The sequence below is a fragment of the Streptomyces saintjeani genome (assembly GCF_055409605.1).
This window is the reverse complement of the sequence record NZ_CP189624.1, coordinates 8,835,952-8,858,387: the sequence shown is the minus strand read 5'-3', so window position 1 is coordinate 8,858,387 and position 22,436 is coordinate 8,835,952. Positions and strand designations below refer to the sequence as shown.

Sequence of the window (22,436 nt, the reverse complement as noted above, 5' to 3'; positions counted from 1 at the left end):
GCTGAGCAGGATGCGCTGGCGGAGGAGCGGGAAGCCGGCCCGGCCGTAGGTCTGGCGCTTGAGCAGTTTAAAAGTTACGTGGAATCTGCCGGAGGTGATCATGTCTCCTCGGTGCAACCACGGACTTGGGAGGTGGCTTGAGCGGCTCGACGGTGCTCATGGAGAAGTGGCCGGTGCTCGGCCGGCACGAGCAAGCGGGAGCTTGGCTGACGGTCTGGACGGATCTCGGACGGGCGCCACGCACGATCGACGCCTACGGCCGGGGGTTGGCCGAGTATTTGCTGATGAGCGAGCGGGAGGGCGTCGACCCGGTCGCCGCGAACCGTTCCCATATCGCCGTCTACGTACGGGAGTTGAGATCTCGATCGACTCGGGGGTGGGGCTGGCGAACGCGACGATCCAGCAGCGGCTCGTGCCGGTGCGTCTGTTCTACGACTTCCTCATGGAGGAGGGGCTGCGGGATTCCAACCCGGTCGGCCGCGGTCGGTACACGCCCGGCCGGCGGACCGGCGGGCAGCAGCGCGGCCTGGTGCCGCAGCTGACGAAGCTGCCGTGGATTCCCGGAGAACAGCAGTGGCTGAGCGTCCTGGAGGTCGCCAAGCACGAGCCGGTACGCAACCGCATGATGCTAGCCGTGGCCTACGACGCGGCACTGCGCCGTGAGGAACTGTGCTCGCTGCGGACCGACGACGTCGATCCGGCCCACCGCACGCTGCGGATACAGGCGGAAACGACGAAGAACCGGCTGGAGCGGGTGGTGCCCTACTCGGCACCGACGGGGGTGCTGCTGTCGGACTACCTCGCCCACCGCGCCCGGATCAGCCGGGCCCGCGGGCCACTGTTCCTGTCGGAATCGCGGCGCAATCACGCCCAGCCGCTGAGCCTGTGGACCTGGTCAAAGGTGGTCCGCAAGCTCGCCCTGGCCTCCGGCGTCGAGCGATTCTCCACGCATACCACCCGGCACCTGTGTCTGACCGATCTGGCCCGCATGGGCTGGGAGTTGCACGCGATCGCGTCCTTTGCCGGACACCGTCACACCGACTCCACCCTTCAGTACATCCACCTCTCCGGCCGGGACCTGGCCGACAAACTGGCCCGCGGCATGGACCACATTCATGCCTGGCGAATACAGATGCTCACCGCCCCGGCCAGCGCGACGGCGGAGGTGCCGCGGTGAGGGCACCGTCGCTGGTCATCGTCACCGAGGACACCGATGGTCGCTGGTCCTGGCCGGTCCTCCCGGACCGCTACGACACGGCCGTCGCGGTCCGCCCTGCTGAAGCACGGTCCGTTCTCGAACTCGGTGTCCGTAATCTGCGCCAGTTGCAGTACCACGACCCGGCCGCACCGGGCTGGCGCGTGATAGCCCGGCTGTTGGGTCCGCTGGAGGCGGTCAACGCCGCACTCGACTCGCCGCCCACTGCGCACCGCCGACGGGCCATGCTCGACGTGATCGCCCTTCTGCTGACGCACAGCGCGCAGACCGGCCGCAGCTACTGGGGCTGGGACACACAGGAGTGGGCCCGTCTACTCGACCGCACTCAGGCCGAGTTCCGGCAGCACGCACCCGCCTGGGCCGGGGACGAAGTCCACCCCTACCTCGCGGCGCATGCCTACCTGCTCGGCTCCTTCAACGAGTTCCACCAGCTCGGCAGCGTCCAACGCCTCACGCTGTCCTGGCGGATCTTCGGACGTGAGCGCATCACCAGCGAGATCGCCCGCATCCGCACGGTCCTTGGCGCCTGGGGCTACCAGCTGGGCCAAGCGGACGACACGCTGCTGCCATCGGTCGCCTGCCAGCTCTTCCTGCTCAGCCACAGCCCGCACCTGGAGGACATGGACACCGCGCTGTTCGACCGGGTCCGCCGCGAACAGCTGCTGGAGGGCACCCAGCTGAACACCCTGCACGCTCTGCAGCGGGCGGTCGCCACGCTCGGCTTCTGCGATCCGCCCCTGCCGAGCACCGGCCGTCACTCGGCGCGGGCCACCGACGGCGCCAAGATCTGGGAACAGTGGGCCGACCGCTGGCACGACACCTCCACCCTCACCCCACGCGTCCGCGGCAGCATCCGCTCCACCCTCCTGCGAGTCGGCCGGTGGATCGCCGCCGAACAGCCCGACGCCGCCGATCCCGCCGACTGGACCCGGCAGACCTGCGCGACCTGGATCGCGGCACTGGACCGGATGAAGGTCGGCGACTACGTCCAGCGCACGGTCGGCCTGGGGGACCGGCTCGGCAAGCCGCTGGAGGCTCCCACCAAGGCCGGACAGATCACTGCACTCCGTACCTTCTTCCGGGACTGCCAGGAATGGGAGTGGCTGCCCCGCCGCTTCGACCCACTACGCGCTCTGGCGATCCCTCGCAGCATCACCGCCCTCCTCGGCCCCGACCCGCGGGTGATCGCCGACGAGGTCTGGGCGAAGCTGTTGTGGGCCGGTCTCAACCTTGATCCCGCGGATCTTCCGCAGACCCGGTCCGGGCACTTCTACCCCTTCGAGCTGGTCCGCGCTGTCACGCTGACCTGGCTGTTCTCCGGTCAACGCAGCAACGAGATCGTCCGGCTGAGGCTCGGCTGCATCCGCTGGCAGCACGACGGAGCACCCATCGCCGGCGACTCACAGCAAGTACTGGCCCGCGACGCGATCTGCCTCCTCGACGTCCCTACCCATAAAACCGGCACCGCCTTCACCAAGCCGGTCGACCCGATCCTCGGCCAGGCCATAGACGCCTGGCAGGCCGTCCGCCCGGACCAACCGAAGTTCACCGACCGCCGCACCGGCGAGCACGTCGAGCTGCTGTTCGCCGTCCGCGCCCGCCGCCTCTCCACCAGCTACATCAACAACACCGTCATCCCGATGCTCTGCCGCAAGGCCGGAGTCCCGGACGCCGACGTCCGCGGGAACATCACCAGCCACCGAGCCAGGTCCACCATCGCCAGCCAGCTCTACAACGCCAAGGAACCGATGACGCTGTTCGAGCTGCAAGCCTGGCTCGGACACCGATCGCCGCAATCCACCCAGTACTACGCGAAGATCACCCCGAACACTCTGTCCAAGGCGTACTCCGAGGCGGGCTACTTCGAGCGGAATGTCCGCACCATCGAGGTCCTGGTCGACCGGGACGCGGTCGCCTCCGGCGCCGCCGCGACCGGCGAGCCCTGGCAGCACTACGATCTCGGACACGGCTACTGCGCCTACACCTTCTTCGAACAATGCCAGCACCGCATGGCCTGCGCACGCTGCGACTTCTACACCCCCAAGGACTCCACGAGAGCCCAACTCCTGTAAGCCAAAGACAACTTGCAGAAAATGACTGCAGCGATCCCGCTCACCGACGAAGAACGCGCGGCCGTCGACGACGGCCAGGCAGCTCTGGACCGCCTGCTCGACCGTCTGGCCGACACTCCGACACCCGCAGGCCCGACACCCCGCGAACTCGACGTGCCGGCCAGCGCACGCCTTCTGCCACTCATCGCCGTCCGGCAAGGCAGTGCAGGCCCAGCGTCGCGCTGATATCGGAGTGCGAAGTGGCTCGCGAGAGTGTCACAGTCACTGTCGTGACCTTGATGGACGTACTCGTCGGCTTCTCCCGCACTGGCCGGCTCGGGCCCCTGAACTGCGGAATGTCCCTGGCTGAGGCTGAAGACCTTCTCGGCCTGGGGCGCCCACACCCGGCCCACCGCCTGAAGGGGCCCGATATCGACGGTTACCCGTACTCCTGGGACGGGCTGGGGCTGGTGGTCACTCAGCGGACCGTCAGCGGGATCTGGATCAACCTCTGGCCCGGTTCGGCCGCCAAACTTCCGCCGCTCGTCCTGCCTGATTCCGAGTCGTTCGAGGCCACCGTCCTCCGCAAGGAGCTGGTCGCCGCCCTGGACAAGGCAGGCTGTCAACAGCACTCTCACATTCGGCGAACAGTCGAGCATCCTCACCCAGCCCGCTGATGTTTGCGCGGTCTTCAGCCTGCCAGGACGGGACAACCACGTGCCGCACCGTGATCGGCACTACCTCGACGTGATTCACAAGCACACGGCTTGACACTGCTGATTCCACAGAATGATGTCCGTGACTCTGCCCTCGACGCAGCCCGAACTCCAGTCCGTGCTCAGTCCGAGGACGACAGCGTCGAGGTCGGTGAGCAGGCCGTCGGCGAAGCCGCGGAGGCCGATGGCGGTGTCCGCGCGGGCTGCGGCGATCCACTCGGGTAGCCGGCTCGCGCTGCGGACGGCCATCATCGCGGCGAAGGAACGGACATGTCCGGTGGCGGCTTCGAGTTCGGGGCAGCGGGCCAGGATGGCCTTGAGTTTCTACTGGTCGTCGTCGCTCATGCGATCGGGGTTTCGGGTGATCCAGCCGGTGACCTTGCGGATGCCGGGTGGCCGGTGCGGGGGCGGGGCGTCGTCGGGCGTGCGGCGGAAGCGGCGGAGGTAGTCGCGGACGACGGAGTAGGAGCCGGTGAAGCCCTGCTCACGGAGTTCGGCGTGGAGTTTCGTGGCGTTGGTGTGGCCCTCGTGCCACCGCTGGTGGAGGTAGGGCTTGTGGGGGTCCAGGGTGCTGGGGAGGTTCTGCCAGCGGCCGGTGGCCAGTTCCTCCCAGGTGGCCGCGCGGGCATAGCGGTGGACGGTGTTGCGGAACAGTTCCAGGCTGCGGGCGACGGCCCGGATGGTGAGGCCCTGGCCGATCAGGTCGTGCACGGCGGTGTGGTGCTGCTGGACCCGCTCGGCCAGCCGGCCCGCGCGGGAGAGCGGAGGGTGCAGGACTTCAGGGGTCGAGTCCGGAGCGGGGGCCGGTTCGCGAAGGCAGGAGCTGTGCTTGCCGACCAGGGCCTTCACGGCCTCGGCGAGGTTGTGCCAAGGTGCCACAGGTCGGCGACCTGGACGGCGTCGGGGGCTCCGGCACGGGCGCCGTCCGCGAAGGCACCGCCGCGGTCGCGGCAGATGATCTCCACTCCGGGATGGTCGGTGAGCCAGGCCGCGAACGTCGCCGACTCCCGGTCGGGCAGCAGGTCGATGGGGGCATGGGTCTCGCAGTCGACCAACACGGTGCCGTACTTGTGGCCCTTGCGGGTGGCGAATTCATCGACCCCGAGCACCCGGGGTGTCTGTGCGTACGGATCGGCCAGAGGCATGGCCAGGCTCAGCAGGGTGGTGTCGCTGACCGGAACCGGCAGCCGGGCCGCCAGACGCTCACCGGCCCGGCCCGCCAAGGCCACCGCGATCGCACCCAACAGGCCCGTGAGCTGCGGAGTACGCCGACCGTAACGCACGGTCAGCCCATCAACCTGCTCGGCGAACGTCACTCTCCCGCAGCCCGGGTTGTCGCAGAACAGACGCCGGACGGTCAACGCGATGGACACCCGCCGGCCGCCGACTGCGCCGTCGGCGAGCCGGCGCTCGTAACCGCTGTGCCGACGTCTCGACAGAACCCCGCAGTCCGGGCACGACGCCGAGAGCGTCGATGCCGTACTCGCCACGATCCGTAACAGACCGCCCTCTGCCACCACGTGCTCCACCAGCACCCCACCGAGGTGCGGAAACACAGTCCTCAGCAACTCCTCACACTGATCGAGGATCCCTCCACCCATGACGGAGCGTTACCGGCGCACAGAAGCACGACCGGCTTCACGGAAATCTTGGAAGAGCCAGGATTCAACCGCCGCCGACAGCAACACTGGGCTCGTCCCCAGCGCCTGCTGAACTGCCGGCTCACGCCCCTTCGCGCTGGGGACTACAGGCAGGCGCTCAGTCCAGAGCAGCGATCACCGCCTCAGACACCATCACTCCCGCCTCATGGATCCGCTGACGCATGTCCTCTTCGTACAGCCAGGCGCAGGCCTCGATCGCTGGGTGGAGTTCGGCGAGGATCAACGCTGCACGCTTCGGTACGTGGGCTGCTTCTCTCCATGCCGTCCCGCAGCGATCGATCTCCTCCTCCAGCTTGAGGAGCGCTTGCTCATCGAACCCCTCGTTCATACGCAGTGGCATTACAAAGCGATCTGCCGCCTGTTCCAGACGGCTGACCAGATCTGTCTCCATGTGTGCCTCCGTCTCTGGCAGTTCCTAGTACTCCAGCTGTAGATCGTGATCTTCATCGGTGATCGGTGGCCTGTCGTTCGTAGTGGCAGGCCCGGGACCGGGCTTGATGGCGTCGTCGCCAGTCGGACCAGCCGAGGTGATGCGCGGCCGGTCGGACGGTGGTACTGATTGCGGTGAACAGGTGTTGGATCTCGTTGCAGGTCAACGGGATCAGCCCGTCCGGGCCCGGCTGGTGGTGGCGTTCGTGGACGGTGGCTGTGGCCAGAAAGGCATGGGCGAGCATCGCGAGGGTGGCCCAGCGGTGCCAGGATGTCCAACGCCTGACCTGGTGTTCATCCAGCCCGGCCAGGCTCTTGGCGGTCTGGAACGTCTCTTCGACGGTCCATCTACGCCCGGCCACCCGCACCAGCGTGGCCAGCGGAACTGGGTCGGCCGAGTAGCAGCGGTAGAAGGAGTGTTCGCCGCTGCTACGGTTGCGGCGGATAAGTAAGTAGCGATGACCGGGACAGTCGTCGGCGACGTCGGCCAGGGCCCAGTCGTAGAAGCGGTGTCCCTTGGCGCCGACGCCTGCGGAGAGCTTCTGCCAGGCCCGTTTCGGCAGCTTCTTGACCAGGGCATCGGCTCGTACCGTACCGGCCCGGGTGGCGATCCGGTGATCGCAGGCGACCGTGAGGACGTAGCCGACCTGGCGGTCTTCCAGCGCGCCTCGTAGTTGCGGATTGCCTCCGTAGACCTCGTCCGCGGCTACCCAGGGCACCTGAATCCCGGCATCCAGGGTCCGGTTGATCATGCGTGCGGCGAGTTGGGGCTTCGTGGCGAAGGCGACCTCCTCAGGGATCCCCGCCAGCCGACAGCGGGTCGCATCCTGCGTCCAGGAACGCGGCACATACAGTTCCCGGTCGATCGCCGCGTGGCCGTACGGGGTGGAATATGCGAGGTAGACGGCGACCTGGCTGTTCTCTATGCGTCCGGCGGTGCCGGTGTACTGGCGTTGCACGCCCACTGTGGCCGTGCCTTTCTTCAGGTCCCCGGTCTCATCGACCACCAACACCGCGTCTTCGTCGTGCATGTGCTCGACGATGAAGCCGCGCAGGTCGTCACGGACCGCGTCGACTTCCCACTTCGCCCTCGACAGGAGATGCTGCAGGGCGTAGGGGGTCGCGTATCCGGCGTGCTCGGCCAGCGTCCAGCAGTTCTTGTGTGGCAGGTCCGACAGGAGCCCGAGTACGAACTCCCGTGCCCGCCGCCGCGGTTCCACCCGGGCGAAGCGCCCCGCAATGCGGTCCATCAGGACCTCGAACGTGGCCTGCCAGCGGGCGGGATCTACGCTGTGACTTGCGACCACCGTCACCATGCCTCAGCCTCCGGCCGACCAGGACACGATACGGTCCGGGACGATCGTGACGATGGTGCGCAGGTCCGACCAGCGGGCAACGTAGCCCTCGACGTCCTCGGGGGCGACGTAGCGGCGGGTGATCGCCTGAGCCTCTTCGACCGTGGCAGCGTCATCTGCGGTAGCGACGGTCGCACGTCCGCGGATCATGACCGCCGGGTAAGGCGCATCGAAGGTCTGGACGGAGAAGGAGACCCGCGGGTCGCACAGCAGGTTGCGCACCCAGACGCGTGTGTCGGTCGTCCAAAGCGTCACGACGCCCGAGTCCCATCGAAACCACACCGGGATGGCGTGTGGTGATCCGTCACGGCGCAAGGTCGCAATGACGCCAAGGGGGGTGGGGAAGGTCTGGGCGAGGAATGCTCCCAGCTCCGCCTCGCTCATGCTCATGTTTTCGTTCCTCTCGGGAGTCCAAGCGCGCCGTCTCGACACATGCCCGTCTCGGTGCGCCTTGTACTGGTTCAGGGCCGCGATGCCGACGATGATCACCGTGATCCCCGCGCCCCTGGCCCGGTGGCAGTGCTCTTCAAGGCACGGCACACCGACGGCCGACGACAGCAGCACCCAGGCCAAACCCATGACGCGCCTCACGCGTAGCGACCGCTACAAATGTAGCAGTCGCTACAATCAGGCTCAACGGGACGAGGAGGCGCCATGGTCCGAAACACCGCGCGACGTGAGGAACTGGCCGCACTGGCGACCGACTACGCACTCGACCACGGCCTGATCGGCCTGAGTCTGCGACCCCTCGCCGCAGCAGTCGGCACCAGCGACCGCATGCTGCTCTACCACTTCGCCGACAAGGACGACCTCGTCGCCACCGTGCTCCGGATCTCCAACGACCGGTCGGTCCAGGCCGTCCGCGCGCTGCCACGGTCCCGTACCGTGCGCGCAGCAGTCCTGGACCTGTGGCGGGCCAGCACCTCGGACGAGTCCGACCACTGCCACCGGATGTACGTCGAGGCCGCCGCCCTGGGGCTACTCGGGCGTGAACCCTACGTATCGGTTGTCCGCGAGGCCAACGGGCGCTGGGTGGAAGCCCTCGCCGACCATCTGATCGCTGCGGGCTGCACCCGAGCACGGGCGCCACGCGCGGTGGCGTTGCTGGACGCCGCGTTCATGGGCCTGCAATTGGACCTGCCGCTCGAACCCAACGAGTCCCACCGCAAGCGCGTGGTCAGCGACCTGGCAGACGCGATCACCGCAATCGCGGGAGGCTGACCAGCACTGCGACATCCACCCTCAGTGGCTTCCGCCGACCGTGCGACCAAGGCCCGCATGGTCGCAGTCCGCCAGCCTGGGCCCCGCCGCGCCCGTCCCCGACGGACCGCCGGCACAGGAAGCCGATCCAGCCGTGTCGCACGTCACCCACCGCAGCACAGCGATACCTGGGTCGACGCGATAGACAGCTTCTTCCCTCGATCAAACCCGGTCCCGGGCCTGCCACTACGAACGACAGGCCACCGATCACCGATGAAGATCACGATCTACAGCTGGAGTACTAGCGCGGTGGGACGATCTTCTCGTGGCTGGTGTGATCACGGCGTCTCAGCCGTCCTGGATAGGACCGTTCACCGGGCTGAGCCCGCGCTGCTTCGGCAAGCTGGTGATCACCCTGCGCCGCGAGGGGGCGGACACGGTCCGTCGAGGCCGGCCCTGGAGCCTGCCCCTGGAGGACCGCGTTCTGCTGGTTGCCGCGTACTGGCGCACGAACTTGACGCTGCGCCAGTTGGCGCCGCTGTTCGGAATCTCGAAGTCCGCGGTCGACCGCATCATCAACCGCCTCGCGCCGCTGCTCGCACTGCTGCCGCGCCGTCGGTTCCGCAAGGACACCGTGCTCATCGTGGACGGCACCTTGGTCCCCACACAGGACCATGCGGTGGCAGCGCAGTCGAAAACTACCGGTACTCCACCAACCACCAGGTCGTTATCGATACCGATACTCGGCTGGTCGTCACCGTCGGCCGGCCTCTTCCTGGTGGCTTCGTACGCGGCAAGGAGCAGCACTTCGACAGCAGTTCGGGAGGCGCTACGACCGTCGGCGCTCTCCGGATGTCCATGACGATGGGCAGCAGCGCGAAGGCTTCGGGAGTGGCGAGCCCCGCCCGGGCGTCTGCAGCTCCGCACGGGCGGGGGACAAAGGCGCTGGCTACGGGCGGAGGTAGCCGGTCGTGGCCGTGCCGTTGCCGACTGCCCTGCTCCCGGGGCGAGGTGCCTCCCGAAGTCGCGTACATCACCTCCTCGCACAGACGTGCGACGCCCGGAGCCATGTCGAAGTGACGACGTGACTCGCGTACAAAGCCATCCTGGCAACCGCAACGACTGCAAGGCATGGGAGTTGTCCGGAGCGAAGGCAGCCGTCGGCAACACCATGGTGATCGCTGACGGCGGCTACCGCGGCACCGGCCTGGTGATCCCGCACCGCCGTGAACCAGGCCAGGCCGAACTCCCGGCCTGGAAAGAGGAGCACAACCGCTCACACCGCAAGGTCCGCGCCCGCGTCGAACACACCTTCGCCCGCGTGAAGAGTTGGAAGATTCTCCGCGACTGCCGATTGAAGGGCGACGGCGTCCATCACTCCATCCTTGGCATAGCCCGCCTGCACAACCTCGCGCTCGCCGGATAGGCCCACCCAGGGTGGACATCCCCGATGCTGGCCATGCTGGGTCAGTTGATTATTACGGGACAACCTTTACGAGCTCGTGCATGGTTGGCGGTGAGACGTAGAGCTCTTGATTGTTGATCATGGTTGTGTGGTGGGGAACTCGACTCGTGCACTGGTCATCAGCAACCGGCGGATCACGGGCCTGACGGCCGATGTGATCGCTGAACTCGTCGCCGAGGTCGGCCCGTTGTGGCATCAACGCCACCAGACCAGGCTTGCCTCCCGGCAGCGGAAGCGGGCCATCGGTGCCGGTGCGAAGCACCGGCTGGTGTTCGTCGACCGGCTGCTGGCCACGCTCGTCCATCTCCGCCACGGAGCCACCCACGACGTGCTGGCCTGCTGGTTCGGCGTGGACCGCTCGACCATCACCCGGGCCGTCAATGAGGTGCGGCCCCTGCTCGCCGAGCGAGGGTGCACCATCAGCCCCGACGTACGGCTGCGGACCCTGGCCGAAGTCATCGACCATCTCGGCGGGACCGGAAAGACCGGCGTCATCGACGGAACCGAGGTCCGGGTCCGGCGGCCGGCCCAAGGGCGCAAGGACCGGGACAAGTTCATCTCCGGGAAGAACAAGCAGAACGCCGTCAAGTCCATGGTGGTCACGGACGGCGAAGGACGCGTGCTGTGGTGCAGCCCGGCCAAGCCCGGGAGCTGCGCGGACATCACCCACGCACGTCAGCTGGGGCTGGTCGGGCTCCTGGCCGGTGGGCCCGCGGTCGAGATCCTCGCCGATGCCGGCTACCAGGGGCTCGGCGCGCAGACCGGCGGACGTGTAGTGACGCCACCGCACCGCAAGTTCAAGAAGCCCCCCCCCCGGACTGGTACGAAGAGATGTACGAGCGCCGGCGCAAGGAGCATTCCTCGCGCCGCATCCGGGTCGAGCACGGCATCGCACATCTCAAGAACTGGCGGGCACTGGCCCGCCACCTCGGCCGCCGCGAACACATGAGCGACACAGTGCAAGCCATCGCCGGTCTGCTGTCCCACCAGCAGACCGCGGACCTGACATCGGCCCAGCAGATGTGAACCCCGGGCCCCACCAAGGTCCTCGACCTCTCACCGCCAACCATGCACGAGCTCGTTAGGCAGGCATGATCGTCAGATCAAGGTCATCCGGGTGGGCCAGGGCTGGCATCATCTCGTACGGAATCGCCGCCGGAAGCGGCCACTCGATGAGTTCATTCGCGGGCCACATCGGGCGTAACGAGGGCAAGAAGTCGAAGGGAGCCAGCCTCTTGCCCGCAGCGACATCCGGGGCTCGAATGATCTGTACGACCATGCAGCCAATCTTGAGAGTGGTGATCCATGCGGTAGGGCGGACTCCGTCGGTGCTGTAGCCCTGACACTGCGTGTCCACGAGAGGAACAACGTCGTCAGGCGGATAGTTCATGAAACCTAGACGTCCGAGCATCGACCTCGTGGGCTCACGGGTCTCGTGGAACGAAGTGAAGTCACCCGCCGGAATTACGCCTCGCGCGTCCGCAGGATGCGTGTGCTGAAACATCAGCATGGTCTTTAGAGACCATGCCGCAAGCGCTTGCTGAGCCTCAGCGTCGAGGGTGCACAGGTTTCCTCGGATAAGGTCAGGTAGGAAGTATCTGACGTTCTCCTCCAACTGGTTCATCCAGCCACTGTTGCAGTCGGAGCAGACCACCTTCACTTGCTCGTTCAGCGGCGGAGCGTCGTGGTATCGGACCGCGTCCACGCTCAACCGGATGTACCGGTGTCGCCGGACCGTCGGATCGAGCGCGGCCTTGAGCCAACGCGGTAGGACGTGCTCCTTCGTCAGAGGGGTGCCCCCGCAGAAGACGCAGACCTTGGCCATGCCAAGACCATAGAGGGCGTCGGCTTGTCGCGTGGCCCCTTTTTGCCCGACCTCAGAGCGAACCACACCCAAGAGACTCCTAGAGTCGGAGGTTTGTTCCCTGCCGCGCTCCCTCTACGCCGTCGCGTGATGAAACCGAATGTATCCGGCAAACGCCAGGGCCCTGGGCCCCCTGCCGTACTTCAACGTCAACTACATACCGTCACATACCCCGACCTGCCCCAAGCGGAATCACCCGGCTCCGCCCCAAGACGGCCACCGTGGCACAGATACGCAGGTCGACGCCGCGCACGTGACCAGCCATGTTTTGTGGCTCCTTCCCCCGGCTCGCCCTCGTGGGTCTCAGGATCGGCGCGACCGACGTCCGCGCGGGCGAGGCGGTCGTCCCCGCGCACGCCTACGCCGATCGCGACCCCACCGTGTACACGGACCCGGACGTCTTCGACATCACCCGGCGGCCCGTCCCGCATCTGGCGTTCGGGTACGGGCCGCACTACTGCGTCGGCGCGCGGCTCGCCGTACTGCTGCTCGAAACGGCGCTGGCCGCCGTCGTGACACGCTTCCCCCACCTGCGACTTGCCGTTCCGGCGCGTGAACTCGGTTGGCGGAACGGGGCGTTGACAGGTGGGGTGGGGCGGCTGCCGGTCGCGTGGTGAACCCCGGTGGCCTACGACACGTACCCCAACTCGCGCAGCGCCGCCCGCAGTCGGTCCGCCGCCTCGTCCAGTTTCGTCTCGTCCTTCTCGATCTCCGCCTTGGCGAAGTCGAAGTCGCCCATCTCCCAGACGGGGGCGACGTGGATGTGCATGTGGGGGACCTCGAAGCCGGCGACGATCAGGCCGGCGCGGGGGGCGTCCCACGCGTGCTGGGCGGCTCGGCCGATCTTCTGGGCCACGGACACGCAGTGCGCGAGGAGTTCGCCGTCCGCGTCGGTCCAGCGGTCCACCTCCTCGCGGGGGACGACGAGGGTGTGGCCGGGTGTGAGGGGGGCGATGCTCAGGAACGCGGCGGCCCGGTCGTCCTCCCAGACGAAACGGCCGGGGAGCTCACCGGAGAGGATGCGGGTGAAGAGTGTCGACATGGGATCAGTCTGTCACCGCGTTCCCGTACGTCACTTGGGCGGCAGGACGTTCGCCGTGTACTGGCCCGCGACGTTTCCCGCCGGGGCGTAGTCGACGACGACGTACGTCTTGCCGTTGGTGGTCTTCGCCATGCCGACGCCGATGCGGGCGGAGGACTTCCACACGACCTGGCTGAACAGGCCCCAGTCCTTGAAGGTGCCCATGTCGGGTTCGCGGCCGTAATAGGTGTACGAGCGGACCTGGTCGTACCAGGCGTCGACGACCTCGGTGCCGGTCGGCGAGGTGCCGTCGGAGCGCCACGTGTAGTGGAGGTTCTCGCCGTACTTGTTGTTGGGGCGGTGGTCGAGGCGCTGGACGGCGGCCAGGTGGTCGGCCCACTCCTGCGCCCAGCGGCTGATCTCGGGGTCGAGGGTGACCGCCGGGACGTCGTGCCGGGCGCGGTCGTCGTTGGTCCGCTGGAGGACCTGCTGGTCGAACGCCGGGTCCGCGGCGGCGCGGGGCGCGGCGGGGGCCGCGAGGGTCAGGGCGGCGACGGTGGTGAGGAGGCTGGTGAGGGCGGCTCGGCGCGTCATGGTTCTCATGCCGCCGTAACGATCATCGTGGCGTGCGGGTCACCGGTAAATAATCACGCGACCCGACTGCCGTGTGTCCGCTACGTTTTCCCCTGTTCGAAGGGGGGCCACATGGCGAAGCTCAACCAGATCATCGCTGTCGAAAAGGGCGTCAAGAGCAAGTCGTTCCAGGACATCACCGTCGCGCATCACAAGGTGCAGAAGCCTGCGCTGCTGGCCGGGATCTCGCGTACGTACCAGCCGAAGGACGAGGAGGGCGAGCAGTTGCCGCCCGAGTCCACGCGGGTTCAGGTCAAGGCGGAGGACGTGCTGCGGGAGATGTCCGTGTCGCTGACGCGGCTCTTCGACGTGACGGCGACGAAGGACTGGGCGAACTGCGCGGCCCGCGCGGACGTCGTGGTCGACGGACGGACGGTCGTCGCGGACGTGCCGGTGAGCTATCTGCTGTTCCTGGAGAAGCAGCTCACCGATCTGCACACCTTCGTCAAGAAGCTGCCCGTGCTGGACGGCGCCGAGTCCTGGTCCCTCGACCCGTCGACGGACTGGTGGAAGACGGACCCCGTACGGACGATCCGTACGAAGAAGACGCCGCGCAACCACGTCAAGGCCGAGGCGACGGAGAAGCACCCGGCTCAGGTCGAGGTGTACTACGAGGACGTGCCGATCGGGTACTGGACGACCGTGAAGTTCTCCGGTGCGCTGCCCGCCCGGCGGGTCAACGAACTCCTCGATCGCGTCGAGAAGTTGCAGCAGGCCGTGAAGTTCGCCCGCGAGGAGGCCAACGGCACGGAGGTCACCGACCGGCGGGTCGGGGACGCGGTGTTCGGCTACCTGTTCAGCTGACACCCCCAGATCGCCCCCGCGTGCGAGCGCGGGGGTGCGCGACGTGCGCGGGCCGGACATGAGGACCGGTCCACGTGGGAGCGCAAGCTGAAACTGAGACGTTCAGCCTGAAAAACGCGGTCACAGTGAAGGTTCGAGTCCTTCCCCCGGCACCACACGCCGGGGTAGCCCAAACCGGCAGAGGCAACCGCGATCAATCTCAGACTCTCGCTCCAGCTTCAGCATCGCCACCGATCGCCGGATCGAACGAGAAGGGACGAACGCCGTCGGATGCGAGTTCGAATCTCGCCTGCGCCTCTCTTCCAGGGCGCGGTAGTTCAAAGGAAGAACACGTCGGCCTGACGACTGATCCTTTCTCTTAAACGCCATCGGCGTGCGCAATTGGGTGGCATCCCCAGGGGCCCGGGAGCTGGATACGACTCCCGGGCTCCGCCACGTCCGGTGCCGTCCTGGACCTGACGAGACCGCCCGGACGGTTCGCGCACCATCGCGGCCAGGCGCCGGGCGTATTCGGTGGTCGTGGCCAGGGCGGGACCGCGTTCGCACGGCTCGTCGAGACACTCGCACCCGGTCTCGGTGAGGAGTCCGGGCCGACGCATGATCCAGTCCGTGACCCGGCGGACGGTCAGGTGCGTCCGCCTCGGCCTGGCGGATCCAGCCGCGCAGGGCCTCGGGGTGCACGCCGAGATCGACGGCGAGCTTCTTGATCTGCGGCTTCTTCGGGCCGGAGGTGCGGTACGCGGGCAGGACAAGGCCCACGTCGCGCGAGGCCAGCCATGGGCGTCGTGCGCAGGGGCATAAGCGTGCGGACGACCGGTGCGCGCACACATCGACGGGGCTCCACACCCACCACCTCGTCCGCACACAGGTGACCCACCCCGGGAGGCCCGTATGCCGTCCCGCTCAGGGGTGTCGCGGATGTCTCCCCGCCGGGACAAGAGCGGGAACCGGCCAGAGCCGCTCCGCCGAGTCGGCGCCGTCCGCTCCCGCCTGGAGCTTCCACAGCGTGGCGTAGAGGCCGCCCCGGAGCACCAGTTCGTCGTGGGTCCCCTGTTCGCCGACCACTCCGCCGTAGTCGAGCACGTGGATACGGTCGGCGGTGCGGACCGTGGTGAGCCGGTGCGCGATGACGATCATCGTGCGGTTGCGGCCGAAGGTCCGCAGGGCGTGCTGGATGACCGCTTCGGTCTCGTTGTCGACCGCCGAGGTGGCCTCGTCGAGGAGGACGACCGGCGGATCGCTGAGGATCGTCCGGGCCAGCGCGATCCGCTGGCGCTGCCCGCCGGACAGGGCCACGCCGCGCTCCCCGACCCGGGTGGCGTACCCCTCGGGCAGGGCGGCGACGAAGCTGTGCGCACCGGCTGTGCGGGCGGCGGCCACCAGTTGGTCGTCGTCGGCGTCGGCGGTGCCGTACCGGATGTTGTCGGCGATCGTGGCATCGAACAGGAACGGCTCCTGCGGCACGTATCCGATGGCACGGCGTACGTCGCGCAGGGCCAGGTCGCGCACGTCGGTGCCGTCGAGGAGGACGCGCCCCAGGTCGGGGTGGCGAAACCGCATCAGCAGCTTGGCGACGGTCGTCTTCCCGGCACCGGTCGGTCCGACGATGGCGGTGACCTGCCCGGCCGGGAAGTCGAGGGACACCTCGTCCAGGACACGGGGCCGTCCCGGGTAGGCGTAGCTGACACGGTCGAGGGCGAGGCCGCCCCTGATCCGGTGCCGTGGCAGGGGGGTGCCCCCGGTGCCCGGTTCGACGGGCAGGGTGTGCAGGCGCTGGACACGCTCGACGGCGGTGACGGTGTGCTGGTACTGGTCGGCGACCGCACCGAACCGGGACAGCCGCCACAGTGCCTGCCCGGGCAGGTCGAGGAGCGGGCTCAGCTTCGTCACGGACAGCGAGCCGCTGAGCACCGCGCGCCCGCCCAACATCATGGTGAGCGGCAGCGCGGCCATGGTCGTTCCCCGCATGATCTGGTCCTGGGTGACGGCGCTGCGGTCGAAGCCGCGGTTGCCGGCGCGATGAGCCGCGCTCTGCTCCGTCATCAGTTCCGTCTCGTACTCCTCGGTGCAGAACGCCTTGACGGTGGTGGTGGCCTGGAGGGTGTCGGTGATGCGGCTGCCCATGCGGGCGCGGCGCTCGCCGGAGCGGACGTGGTCGGTCACGGCGCGCTCGTGGTAGCGGAAGGAGAGCCAGGTCATCAGTGGGATCGGGGCGAAGGCGACCCAGGCGAGCCGGGGGGCGAGCAGCAGGAACGCCGGTACCAGCAGGGCGACGCTGGTGACCAGTTGCATGGCTTCGTGCGGGGCGCGGGTGAAGAAGGCGCCGATCTGGCCGATGTCCTCGGTGAGCACCGACGTGACGCGGCTGGTGCGCTCGCCCTCCAGGTCTGCCGGGGAGAGCCGCTGCACATGCGCGTAGGTACGGGTGCGCCAGTCGTGCTCGATGGTCTGGCCGAGGTCGCGCCAGGCGATGCCGGCCGCGTAGCCGAGACCGACCACGGCGAGGGAGGCGAGCGCGGTGGCTCCGGCGAGGAAGGCCAGTTGCGTACCGGTGCCGACGATGCCCAGGGCGGTCAGTACCGCGTCCTCTCCCCGCAGCAGAAGCAGCAGGCCGGACGTGGCGGACAGGTACAGGAACGTCTCGAAGGTCTGACACAGCACCGATAACAGGGCGGCCTGACCCGCCTGCCGTCTGTAGGGAGCGATGAGCCGCCGCAGAGGGGAGACGTGGTGGTCCTGAGGGTCCCGTGGATGCCGCTCGGCGGAGCGTCGCCAGGCGCTGCGGACCACGGCGGCGGTGGCCGCTGCCGCCAGGCCGATGCTCACCAGCGGCTGGGCGAGAAGCGTCAGGCTCGCCTTGCCGCAGCCCGCGAGCAGGGCGGCTCCGGCGCCGACGGCGAACAGGCGCCGGCTCCTGGTGCGCGGAGCAGCAGGGCTGGGCTTCGGCCCGTCGGGGAGCGCTGTGCGGTCCACCGCGCGCAGGGGTTCCGCGGTGTGCTGAGTGACGGGGAGCACGGCGCCGGTGACGATGCGGGCCACGGCGCGGGGAGCCAGTCCCCGGTCGTGCCGGACCAGGACGCTGCCGGTGACGGGATTGGCGCGGGCGTCCTCGATGCCCTCGGCCTTCGACAGGGTCAGTTCGAGCAGCCGGGCCAGAGCGGGGTTGCCGAGCAGGCCGTCCACCAGCCAACGCTGTCGGCCGGGCACGACGGATGTGGGCGACATGGCCAACGGGAGGGGCAAGTGATCACCTGTACAGCGCGCGCGAAAAGTGGGTCTCACGCTAGCCGGGCAACAAGGCGACATGGGAGGTTGGGCCGCATATCCACTCGCGAGGATGAAAAGGCCGGGATCGCCTTGCGCGGGCACGCCTCACCCAACCCTGGTCGGCCACACCTCGCGCCTGAGCTGTACGCCGCCCCGGAGCCCCCGGCGCTCATCACCTGGCTCACCGGGGCCGCCACCGGTCACGCTCCGTGAGTGAACCGTGGACGAATTCTGCGCCAGGGTTCGGTCAGGAGCAGGTCAGGGGGCCGGATCGGGTCCTCGGGGGTGCTTACGATCGTCCGCGTTCGTACGACCCTCTGGAGGCCCGGCGTGCCGAACTTCGCACGTGAGATCCGTGCCGTCCTGCTGGTGGGCGGCGCGCTCGTCGCCGTGGCCGGGTGCGGGTCGCATGCGCAGCAGCGGGCGGGAGCGGCGGACGGCCTGCGGCACACCACCGTGCGGGTCTCGTCCGGCGACTGCGGGCGCGGCTGGGAGAAGGCCGAGGGCGGGCGGCAGGTCTTCGACCTCGACAACACCTCCGACGCCGCCGCCGAGGTGTATCTCACCGACGCCCGGACCGGCGCGGTGTACGGCGAGGTCGAGGGGCTCGGGCCCGGTACGCGGCGGCCCCTGAGGGTGACGCTCGGCAACGGGTCGTACGCCTTCAAGTGCCTGCCCGACGACGCGGACGCCGTGACCGGGCCGACCGTACGGATCACCGGGAGCCGTACGAGGAGCGGGCCCGCCGCGCTGCCGGTGACCCAGCAGGAGCTGATCCCGCCGACGCTGGCGTACCAGAAGTGGATCGGGGCGCGGACGGTCGAGCTGGCGCGGAGGACGGACGTGCTCAAGGCTGCCGTCGACCGGGGTGACCTGGCCGGCGCGCGGGCCGCGTGGCTGCCCGCGCATCTCGTGTACGAGCGGATGGGCGCCGCGTACGGCACGTTCGGGGACGCGGACGAGGCGATCAACGGGCGGACCGAGGGGTTCCACCGCGTCGAGCGGGGGCTGTGGCACGGCGAGTCCGCGAGCGCCCTGCGCGCACCGGCCGACGCGCTCGACAGCGCCGTGCACGCGCTCCAGAAGGACTGGCCGGACGAGCGGATGGACCCGGGGGACGTCGGGCTGCGGGCGCACGAGATTCTGGAGAACGCCGTGCAGTTCGAGCTGACCGGGCGGACGGACGCCGGGAGCGGCAGCAGTCTCGCGACCGTGCGGGCCAACCTCGACGGGACGCGGGCGCTGCTCGGGTTCCTGCGGCCCCTGCTCACGACACGGGACGCGGGGCTGGCCGGACTGGACACCTGGATGGACCGCGCCCAGCACACGCTGGACGGGGTCGACGGCGAGCCGCTGGGCGGGCTGACGCGCGCCCAGCGGGAGAAGGTCGACGCGGATGTGAGCGGGCTGGTCGAGCGGCTGGCGGACGTCGCCGCTCTGACGGACGTACGGAGGACAGCGTGAGCGGCGACGTCGGACGCCGGGGGTTCCTGGCCGGGGCGGCTGCGGTCGCCGGGACGGGTCTGGTGGCCGCCGACCGGGGCACGGCCGTGGCGGCGCCCTCCGCCGCCCCCTTCCACGGCGTCCACCAGGCCGGCATCGTCGAACCCGCCCAGAAGGCGACGGCGTTCGTGTCCTTCGACGCGACCGCCGAGAACCGCGCCGAACTCACCGACCTGCTGCGGACGTTGACCGCCCGCGCCAGATTCCTCACGACCGGCGGCAGCCCGGACGAGGCGGGCATCACCGCGCCCCCGGTCGACTCGGGCACCCTCGGTCCCGTCGTCGCGGCGGACGGCCTGACGGTCACCGTCGGCGTCGGGTCGTCCCTGTTCGACGACCGGTACGGCCTCACGGCACGCAAGCCGCGCAGGCTGACCGCGATGCCCGCGTTCCCGGACGACGACCTGAACCCGGACTGGTGCCACGGCGACCTCGGCGTCCAGTTCACGGCGGGCAGCGCGGACACCGTCCTGCACGCCCTGCGCGACGTCGCCCGGCACACGCGCGGCGGGATGCAGATCCGGTGGCGCATGGACGGGTTCATCAGCCCCCCGCGTCCCTCGGGAACGCCCCGCAACCACCTGGGTTTCAAGGACGGCATCGCCAACCCGGACACCGGCAGCGCCCGCGAGATGGACCGCCTGGTGTGGGTCGGCGCGGGCGACGGCGAACCGGCGTGGGCGACAGGCGGCACCTACCAGGTCGTCCGGCTCATCCGGATGCTCGTCGAGTTCTGGGACCGCGTCTCGATCACCGAGCAGGAGCGGATGTTCGGCCGGGCCCGCGACACGGGCGCGCCGCTCGACGGCCGGCGCGAGACGGACGTACCCAACTACCCGCAGGATCCCAAGGGTTCGGTGATCCCGCTGGACAGTCACATACGGCTGGCGAACCCCCGGACGTCCGCGAGCGACGGCCAGCGGATCCTGCGGCGGGGCTACAACTACGACCGGGGCGTGGACAGCAACGGGAACCTGGACATGGGGCTGCTGTTCACGTGCTACCAGCAGGATCTGGCGCGGCAGTTCGAGGCGGTGCAGAAGAGGCTGGCCGGGGAGCCGCTGGTGGACTACGTCAGCCCGTTCGGGGGCGGGTACTTCTTCGCGCTGCCGGGGGCGCGGGACGGGTCGGACTGGCTCGGCCGAACTCTTCTCGCCTGACGACGACCTGGCGATGTCCTGGCGGCGTCCTGGCGATGTCCTGGCGAGGTCGAGAAAAGTTGCGGTGTCAAGAAAAGTTCAAGTTCGCATGAGAATGTCCTGACTCGCCGTTCGCCCGCCCGTCATCGCCCCTCCCCCACCCCGCCGCACGCGGTACCCACAATCCGTAGTCGGTACACCCCTGTTCTCCCCGAAGGCGAGACCCGCATGATCGGCATACCCCACCCCTCCGGCGTACGGCGCCTGGCGCGCGTCGGCGCCCTGCTCGGCGCGGCTGCCCTGGCCGCCGCGAGCGGCGCCGTCCCCGCCTCGGCGGCCACCGCGCACGGCCACCACGGCACCCCGCGCACCGAGACGCCGATCAAGCACCTGGTGGTGATCTACGACGAGAACGTGTCGTTCGACCACTACTTCGGCACCTACCCGCAGGCCGCGAACACGGACGGCACGACGTTCAGGGCCGCCGCGCACACCCCGAAGGCCGACAACCTGTCGAACGCGGGCCTGCTGAAGAAGAATCCGAACCTGTACGCGCCGCAGCGGCTCGCCTCCGCGCAGGCGATGACCTGCGACCAGAACCACTCCTACGGCCCGGAGCAGTACGCGGCGAACGGCGGCAAGGCCGACAAGTACGTCGAGAACACCGAGGTCGACAAGTGCACCGGCCTGTTCGGTGAGCCCGGCCTGGTCATGGACTACTACGACGGCAACACCGTCACCGCGCTGTGGAACTACGCGCAGCACTACGCGCTCGGCGACCACTCCTTCAGCTCGGTCTACGGCCCGTCCACGCCCGGCGCGCTGAACCTGGTCTCCGGCCAGACCCACGGCGTCGTCTCCGTCGACCCGGCGACCGGCAAGAAGACGGCGAAGCCGGACTCGTACGCGGTGGTCTCGCCGGACGCGAAGGGGGTCGGCACGGTCGTCAACGACCCCGACCCGGCGTTCGACGACTGCTCGGACAAGGACCGCACGAGCACCAACGCGCTCGCGCAGATGCAGGGCAAGAACATCGGTGACCTGCTCAACTCCAAGGGTGTGAGCTGGGGTTGGTTCCAGGGCGGGTTCCGGCCGAGCACCGCGTGGAACGGCAGGAGCGGTGACCACGCGAAGTGCGCGGGCGCCACGCACACGAACGTCGGCGGCGCGGCCGTCGAGGACTACTCGCCGCACCACTCGCCGTTCCAGTACTACAAGTCGACGTCCAACCCGCACCACCTCGCGCCGAAGAACCTCGCCGAGATCGGTCACGCGGGCCGCGCGAACCACAACTACGACCTCACCGACTTCGACGCGACCGTCAAGGCCGGCAAGCTCCCCGCGGTGAGCTTCCTCAAGGCCGCCGAGTACCAGGACGGCCACGCCGCCTACTCGGACCCGGTCGACGAACAGCACTTCCTGGTCAAGGAGATCAACGCGCTCCAGCAGTCCCCGGAGTGGAGGTCGACGGCGGTCGTCGTCGCGTACGACGACTCCGACGGCTGGTACGACCACGTCACGTCGAAGGTCCTGAACGGCTCGAAGGACTCGACTCTCGGCTCGAACGGCAAGGCCGTCGACTCCCCCGCCTGCCAGTCGGGACCGGCCGCGACGCACGGGTACGCCGACCGCTGCGGCCCCGGCACCCGGCAGCCGCTGCTCGTCGTCTCGCCGTACAGCAAGACCGACGCGATCGACCACACGGCGACCGAGCAGGCGTCGATCACCAAGTTCATCGAGGACAACTGGCACACCGGGCGGATCGGTGACGGGTCCTTCGACAAGCGCGCGAACACCCTGGCCGGGATGTTCGACTTCCGGCACCCCAACAACAAGCAGGTGCTGCTGAACACGGACGGCTCCGTGAAGTCGGTCAGGCCGATCCCGAGCCACTACCCGCGTACGGCGGCCTCGCCGCAGTACATCGCCGACCTCAAGGCGCAGAACGTCGCCGCCGACACGTCCACGACGTCTCCGGTGGTGCCGGTCGCGCTCGGGGGCGGAGTGCTCGCGGCGGGCGCGGTGGCCACGGTGTTCGCGCTGCGGCGGCGGGCACGCGGGGCTTCCGCGTAAGGCACTTCGCGCTCGGCAACAACCGGCTCCGCCGTCCTG

Annotated in this window: 23 protein-coding genes and 1 pseudogene; 14 read left to right on the top strand and 10 right to left on the bottom strand. The window is 68.8% G+C overall.

From position 1 onward, the window contains the following. The first annotated feature begins 376 nt into the window (after positions 1-376). From ACQCO7_RS39705 to ACQCO7_RS39690, 4 genes are read left to right on the top strand one after another with little or no spacing between them, the layout of a single operon-like run. Positions 377-1,177, top strand: a complete 801-nt coding sequence (locus ACQCO7_RS39705) for a tyrosine-type recombinase/integrase (RefSeq protein ID WP_464076371.1) — start codon at positions 377-379, stop codon at positions 1,175-1,177. Next, positions 1,174-3,288, top strand: a complete 2,115-nt coding sequence (locus ACQCO7_RS39700; RefSeq protein WP_464076370.1) for a tyrosine-type recombinase/integrase — start codon at positions 1,174-1,176, stop codon at positions 3,286-3,288. Before ACQCO7_RS39705 ends, ACQCO7_RS39700 begins: the two co-directional genes overlap by 4 nt. A gap of 21 nt (positions 3,289-3,309) precedes the next feature. Beyond that, the gene (locus tag ACQCO7_RS39695; protein WP_464076369.1) at positions 3,310-3,513 is read left to right on the top strand and encodes a hypothetical protein; all 204 of its coding nucleotides are present in this window, start codon (positions 3,310-3,312) and stop codon (positions 3,511-3,513) included. Positions 3,514-3,557: 44 nt separating this feature from the next. Then, positions 3,558-3,944: a hypothetical protein gene (locus ACQCO7_RS39690; RefSeq protein WP_464076368.1), complete on the top strand. Its 387-nt coding sequence runs from the start codon at positions 3,558-3,560 to the stop codon at positions 3,942-3,944. A gap of 75 nt (positions 3,945-4,019) precedes the next feature. Here ACQCO7_RS39690 and ACQCO7_RS39685 read toward each other — a convergent pair whose 3' ends face one another. From ACQCO7_RS39685 to ACQCO7_RS39660, 6 genes are all read right to left on the bottom strand, one after another. After that, a complete protein-coding gene (locus ACQCO7_RS39685) occupies positions 4,020-4,232 on the bottom strand; it encodes a hypothetical protein (RefSeq protein ID WP_464076367.1) in 213 nt (70 codons plus the stop codon). A 75-nt stretch (positions 4,233-4,307) separates the two neighbouring features. Next, complete coding sequence (locus tag ACQCO7_RS39680) at positions 4,308-4,862, bottom strand: hypothetical protein (protein WP_464076366.1); 555 nt, start codon at positions 4,860-4,862, stop codon at positions 4,308-4,310. Further along, entirely contained in the window at positions 4,829-5,551 is a 723-nt protein-coding gene (locus tag ACQCO7_RS39675) for an ISL3 family transposase (RefSeq protein ID WP_464076365.1), read from the bottom strand. Before ACQCO7_RS39675 ends, ACQCO7_RS39680 begins: the two co-directional genes overlap by 34 nt. 190 nt (positions 5,552-5,741) lie before the next feature. Continuing rightward, the gene (locus ACQCO7_RS39670; RefSeq protein WP_464076364.1) at positions 5,742-6,035 is read right to left on the bottom strand and encodes a hypothetical protein; all 294 of its coding nucleotides are present in this window, start codon (positions 6,033-6,035) and stop codon (positions 5,742-5,744) included. 52 nt (positions 6,036-6,087) lie between these two features. Beyond that, a complete protein-coding gene (locus ACQCO7_RS39665) occupies positions 6,088-7,323 on the bottom strand; it encodes an IS701 family transposase (protein WP_464077410.1) in 1,236 nt (411 codons plus the stop codon). 69 nt (positions 7,324-7,392) lie between these two features. Then, positions 7,393-8,007, bottom strand: a complete 615-nt coding sequence (locus ACQCO7_RS39660) for a TIGR03618 family F420-dependent PPOX class oxidoreductase (RefSeq protein WP_464076363.1) — start codon at positions 8,005-8,007, stop codon at positions 7,393-7,395. A 75-nt stretch (positions 8,008-8,082) separates the two neighbouring features. Between ACQCO7_RS39660 and ACQCO7_RS39655 the strand changes: the two genes are divergently transcribed. The 4 genes and pseudogenes from ACQCO7_RS39655 to ACQCO7_RS39640 all read left to right on the top strand — a co-directional run bounded on the left by ACQCO7_RS39655 (position 8,083) and on the right by ACQCO7_RS39640 (position 11,042). Continuing rightward, positions 8,083-8,649 (top strand): TetR/AcrR family transcriptional regulator, encoded by a 567-nt coding sequence (locus tag ACQCO7_RS39655; RefSeq protein ID WP_464076362.1) that lies wholly within the window; start codon positions 8,083-8,085, stop codon positions 8,647-8,649. 304 nt (positions 8,650-8,953) lie between these two features. Beyond that, positions 8,954-9,408: pseudogene (locus ACQCO7_RS39650) on the top strand (transposase family protein); the annotation flags it as partial. A 271-nt stretch (positions 9,409-9,679) separates the two neighbouring features. Next, positions 9,680-10,054, top strand: coding sequence for a transposase (locus ACQCO7_RS39645; RefSeq protein WP_464076361.1), 375 nt, complete (start codon positions 9,680-9,682; stop codon positions 10,052-10,054). A gap of 130 nt (positions 10,055-10,184) precedes the next feature. Next, positions 10,185-11,042: a transposase gene (locus ACQCO7_RS39640; protein ID WP_464076360.1), complete on the top strand. Its 858-nt coding sequence runs from the start codon at positions 10,185-10,187 to the stop codon at positions 11,040-11,042. A 132-nt stretch (positions 11,043-11,174) separates the two neighbouring features. Here ACQCO7_RS39640 and ACQCO7_RS39635 read toward each other — a convergent pair whose 3' ends face one another. Then, the gene (locus ACQCO7_RS39635) at positions 11,175-11,918 is read right to left on the bottom strand and encodes a hypothetical protein (protein WP_464076359.1); all 744 of its coding nucleotides are present in this window, start codon (positions 11,916-11,918) and stop codon (positions 11,175-11,177) included. A gap of 302 nt (positions 11,919-12,220) precedes the next feature. Here ACQCO7_RS39635 and ACQCO7_RS39630 point away from each other — a divergent pair, with 302 nt between their 5' ends. After that, positions 12,221-12,574, top strand: a complete 354-nt coding sequence (locus ACQCO7_RS39630; RefSeq protein WP_464076358.1) for a cytochrome P450 — start codon at positions 12,221-12,223, stop codon at positions 12,572-12,574. Between the two features lie 11 nt (positions 12,575-12,585). Here ACQCO7_RS39630 and ACQCO7_RS39625 read toward each other — a convergent pair whose 3' ends face one another. Then, positions 12,586-12,999, bottom strand: coding sequence for an HIT family protein (locus ACQCO7_RS39625; RefSeq protein WP_464076357.1), 414 nt, complete (start codon positions 12,997-12,999; stop codon positions 12,586-12,588). 30 nt (positions 13,000-13,029) lie between these two features. Continuing rightward, positions 13,030-13,581, bottom strand: coding sequence for a CAP family protein (locus tag ACQCO7_RS39620; protein WP_464076356.1), 552 nt, complete (start codon positions 13,579-13,581; stop codon positions 13,030-13,032). A gap of 102 nt (positions 13,582-13,683) precedes the next feature. Here ACQCO7_RS39620 and ACQCO7_RS39615 point away from each other — a divergent pair, with 102 nt between their 5' ends. Together ACQCO7_RS39615 and ACQCO7_RS39610 are read left to right on the top strand one after the other, a co-directional pair. Continuing rightward, positions 13,684-14,415, top strand: coding sequence for a DUF7873 family protein (locus tag ACQCO7_RS39615; RefSeq protein WP_010357105.1), 732 nt, complete (start codon positions 13,684-13,686; stop codon positions 14,413-14,415). A gap of 597 nt (positions 14,416-15,012) precedes the next feature. After that, on the top strand, positions 15,013-15,216 hold the full coding sequence (locus tag ACQCO7_RS39610) for a hypothetical protein (RefSeq protein WP_464076355.1): 204 nt from the start codon (positions 15,013-15,015) through the stop codon (positions 15,214-15,216). 102 nt (positions 15,217-15,318) lie between these two features. Here the strand turns inward: ACQCO7_RS39610 and ACQCO7_RS39605 are convergent, their stop codons facing one another. After that, positions 15,319-17,658, bottom strand: a complete 2,340-nt coding sequence (locus ACQCO7_RS39605) for an ATP-binding cassette domain-containing protein (protein WP_464076354.1) — start codon at positions 17,656-17,658, stop codon at positions 15,319-15,321. A gap of 354 nt (positions 17,659-18,012) precedes the next feature. Between ACQCO7_RS39605 and ACQCO7_RS39600 the strand changes: the two genes are divergently transcribed. The 3 genes from ACQCO7_RS39600 to ACQCO7_RS39590 all read left to right on the top strand — a co-directional run bounded on the left by ACQCO7_RS39600 (position 18,013) and on the right by ACQCO7_RS39590 (position 22,397). Continuing rightward, positions 18,013-19,146: an imelysin family protein gene (locus tag ACQCO7_RS39600; protein ID WP_464076353.1), complete on the top strand. Its 1,134-nt coding sequence runs from the start codon at positions 18,013-18,015 to the stop codon at positions 19,144-19,146. Beyond that, on the top strand, positions 19,143-20,345 hold the full coding sequence (efeB, locus tag ACQCO7_RS39595; RefSeq protein WP_464076352.1) for an iron uptake transporter deferrochelatase/peroxidase subunit: 1,203 nt from the start codon (positions 19,143-19,145) through the stop codon (positions 20,343-20,345). The genes ACQCO7_RS39600 and efeB overlap by 4 nt, the downstream gene beginning before the upstream one ends. 207 nt (positions 20,346-20,552) lie before the next feature. Next, positions 20,553-22,397 carry a phospholipase C gene (locus ACQCO7_RS39590; RefSeq protein ID WP_464076351.1) on the top strand — a complete coding sequence of 615 codons (1,845 nt, stop codon included), beginning with the start codon at positions 20,553-20,555 and terminating at the stop codon, positions 22,395-22,397. The last annotated feature ends 39 nt before the right edge of the window (positions 22,398-22,436 follow it).

Bases quoted from the DNA above. Each gene is read 5' to 3' on its own strand.
- ACQCO7_RS39695 (WP_464076369.1), top strand. From the start codon at position 3,310: ATGACTGCAGCGATCCCGCTCACCGACGAAGAACGCGCGGCCGTCGAC.
- ACQCO7_RS39685 (WP_464076367.1), bottom strand. From the start codon at position 4,232: ATGGCCGTCCGCAGCGCGAGCCGGCTACCCGAGTGGATCGCCGCAGCC.
- ACQCO7_RS39670 (WP_464076364.1), bottom strand. From the start codon at position 6,035: ATGGAGACAGATCTGGTCAGCCGTCTGGAACAGGCGGCAGATCGCTTT.
- ACQCO7_RS39665 (WP_464077410.1), bottom strand. From the start codon at position 7,323: ATGGACCGCATTGCGGGGCGCTTCGCCCGGGTGGAACCGCGGCGGCGG.
- ACQCO7_RS39660 (WP_464076363.1), bottom strand. From the start codon at position 8,007: ATGGGTTTGGCCTGGGTGCTGCTGTCGTCGGCCGTCGGTGTGCCGTGC.
- ACQCO7_RS39655 (WP_464076362.1), top strand. From the start codon at position 8,083: ATGGTCCGAAACACCGCGCGACGTGAGGAACTGGCCGCACTGGCGACC.
- ACQCO7_RS39635 (WP_464076359.1), bottom strand. From the start codon at position 11,918: ATGGCCAAGGTCTGCGTCTTCTGCGGGGGCACCCCTCTGACGAAGGAG.
- ACQCO7_RS39630 (WP_464076358.1), top strand. From the start codon at position 12,221: ATGTTTTGTGGCTCCTTCCCCCGGCTCGCCCTCGTGGGTCTCAGGATC.
- ACQCO7_RS39625 (WP_464076357.1), bottom strand. From the start codon at position 12,999: ATGTCGACACTCTTCACCCGCATCCTCTCCGGTGAGCTCCCCGGCCGT.
- ACQCO7_RS39620 (WP_464076356.1), bottom strand. From the start codon at position 13,581: ATGAGAACCATGACGCGCCGAGCCGCCCTCACCAGCCTCCTCACCACC.
- ACQCO7_RS39615 (WP_010357105.1), top strand. From the start codon at position 13,684: ATGGCGAAGCTCAACCAGATCATCGCTGTCGAAAAGGGCGTCAAGAGC.
- ACQCO7_RS39610 (WP_464076355.1), top strand. From the start codon at position 15,013: ATGATCCAGTCCGTGACCCGGCGGACGGTCAGGTGCGTCCGCCTCGGC.
- ACQCO7_RS39590 (WP_464076351.1), top strand. From the start codon at position 20,553: ATGATCGGCATACCCCACCCCTCCGGCGTACGGCGCCTGGCGCGCGTC.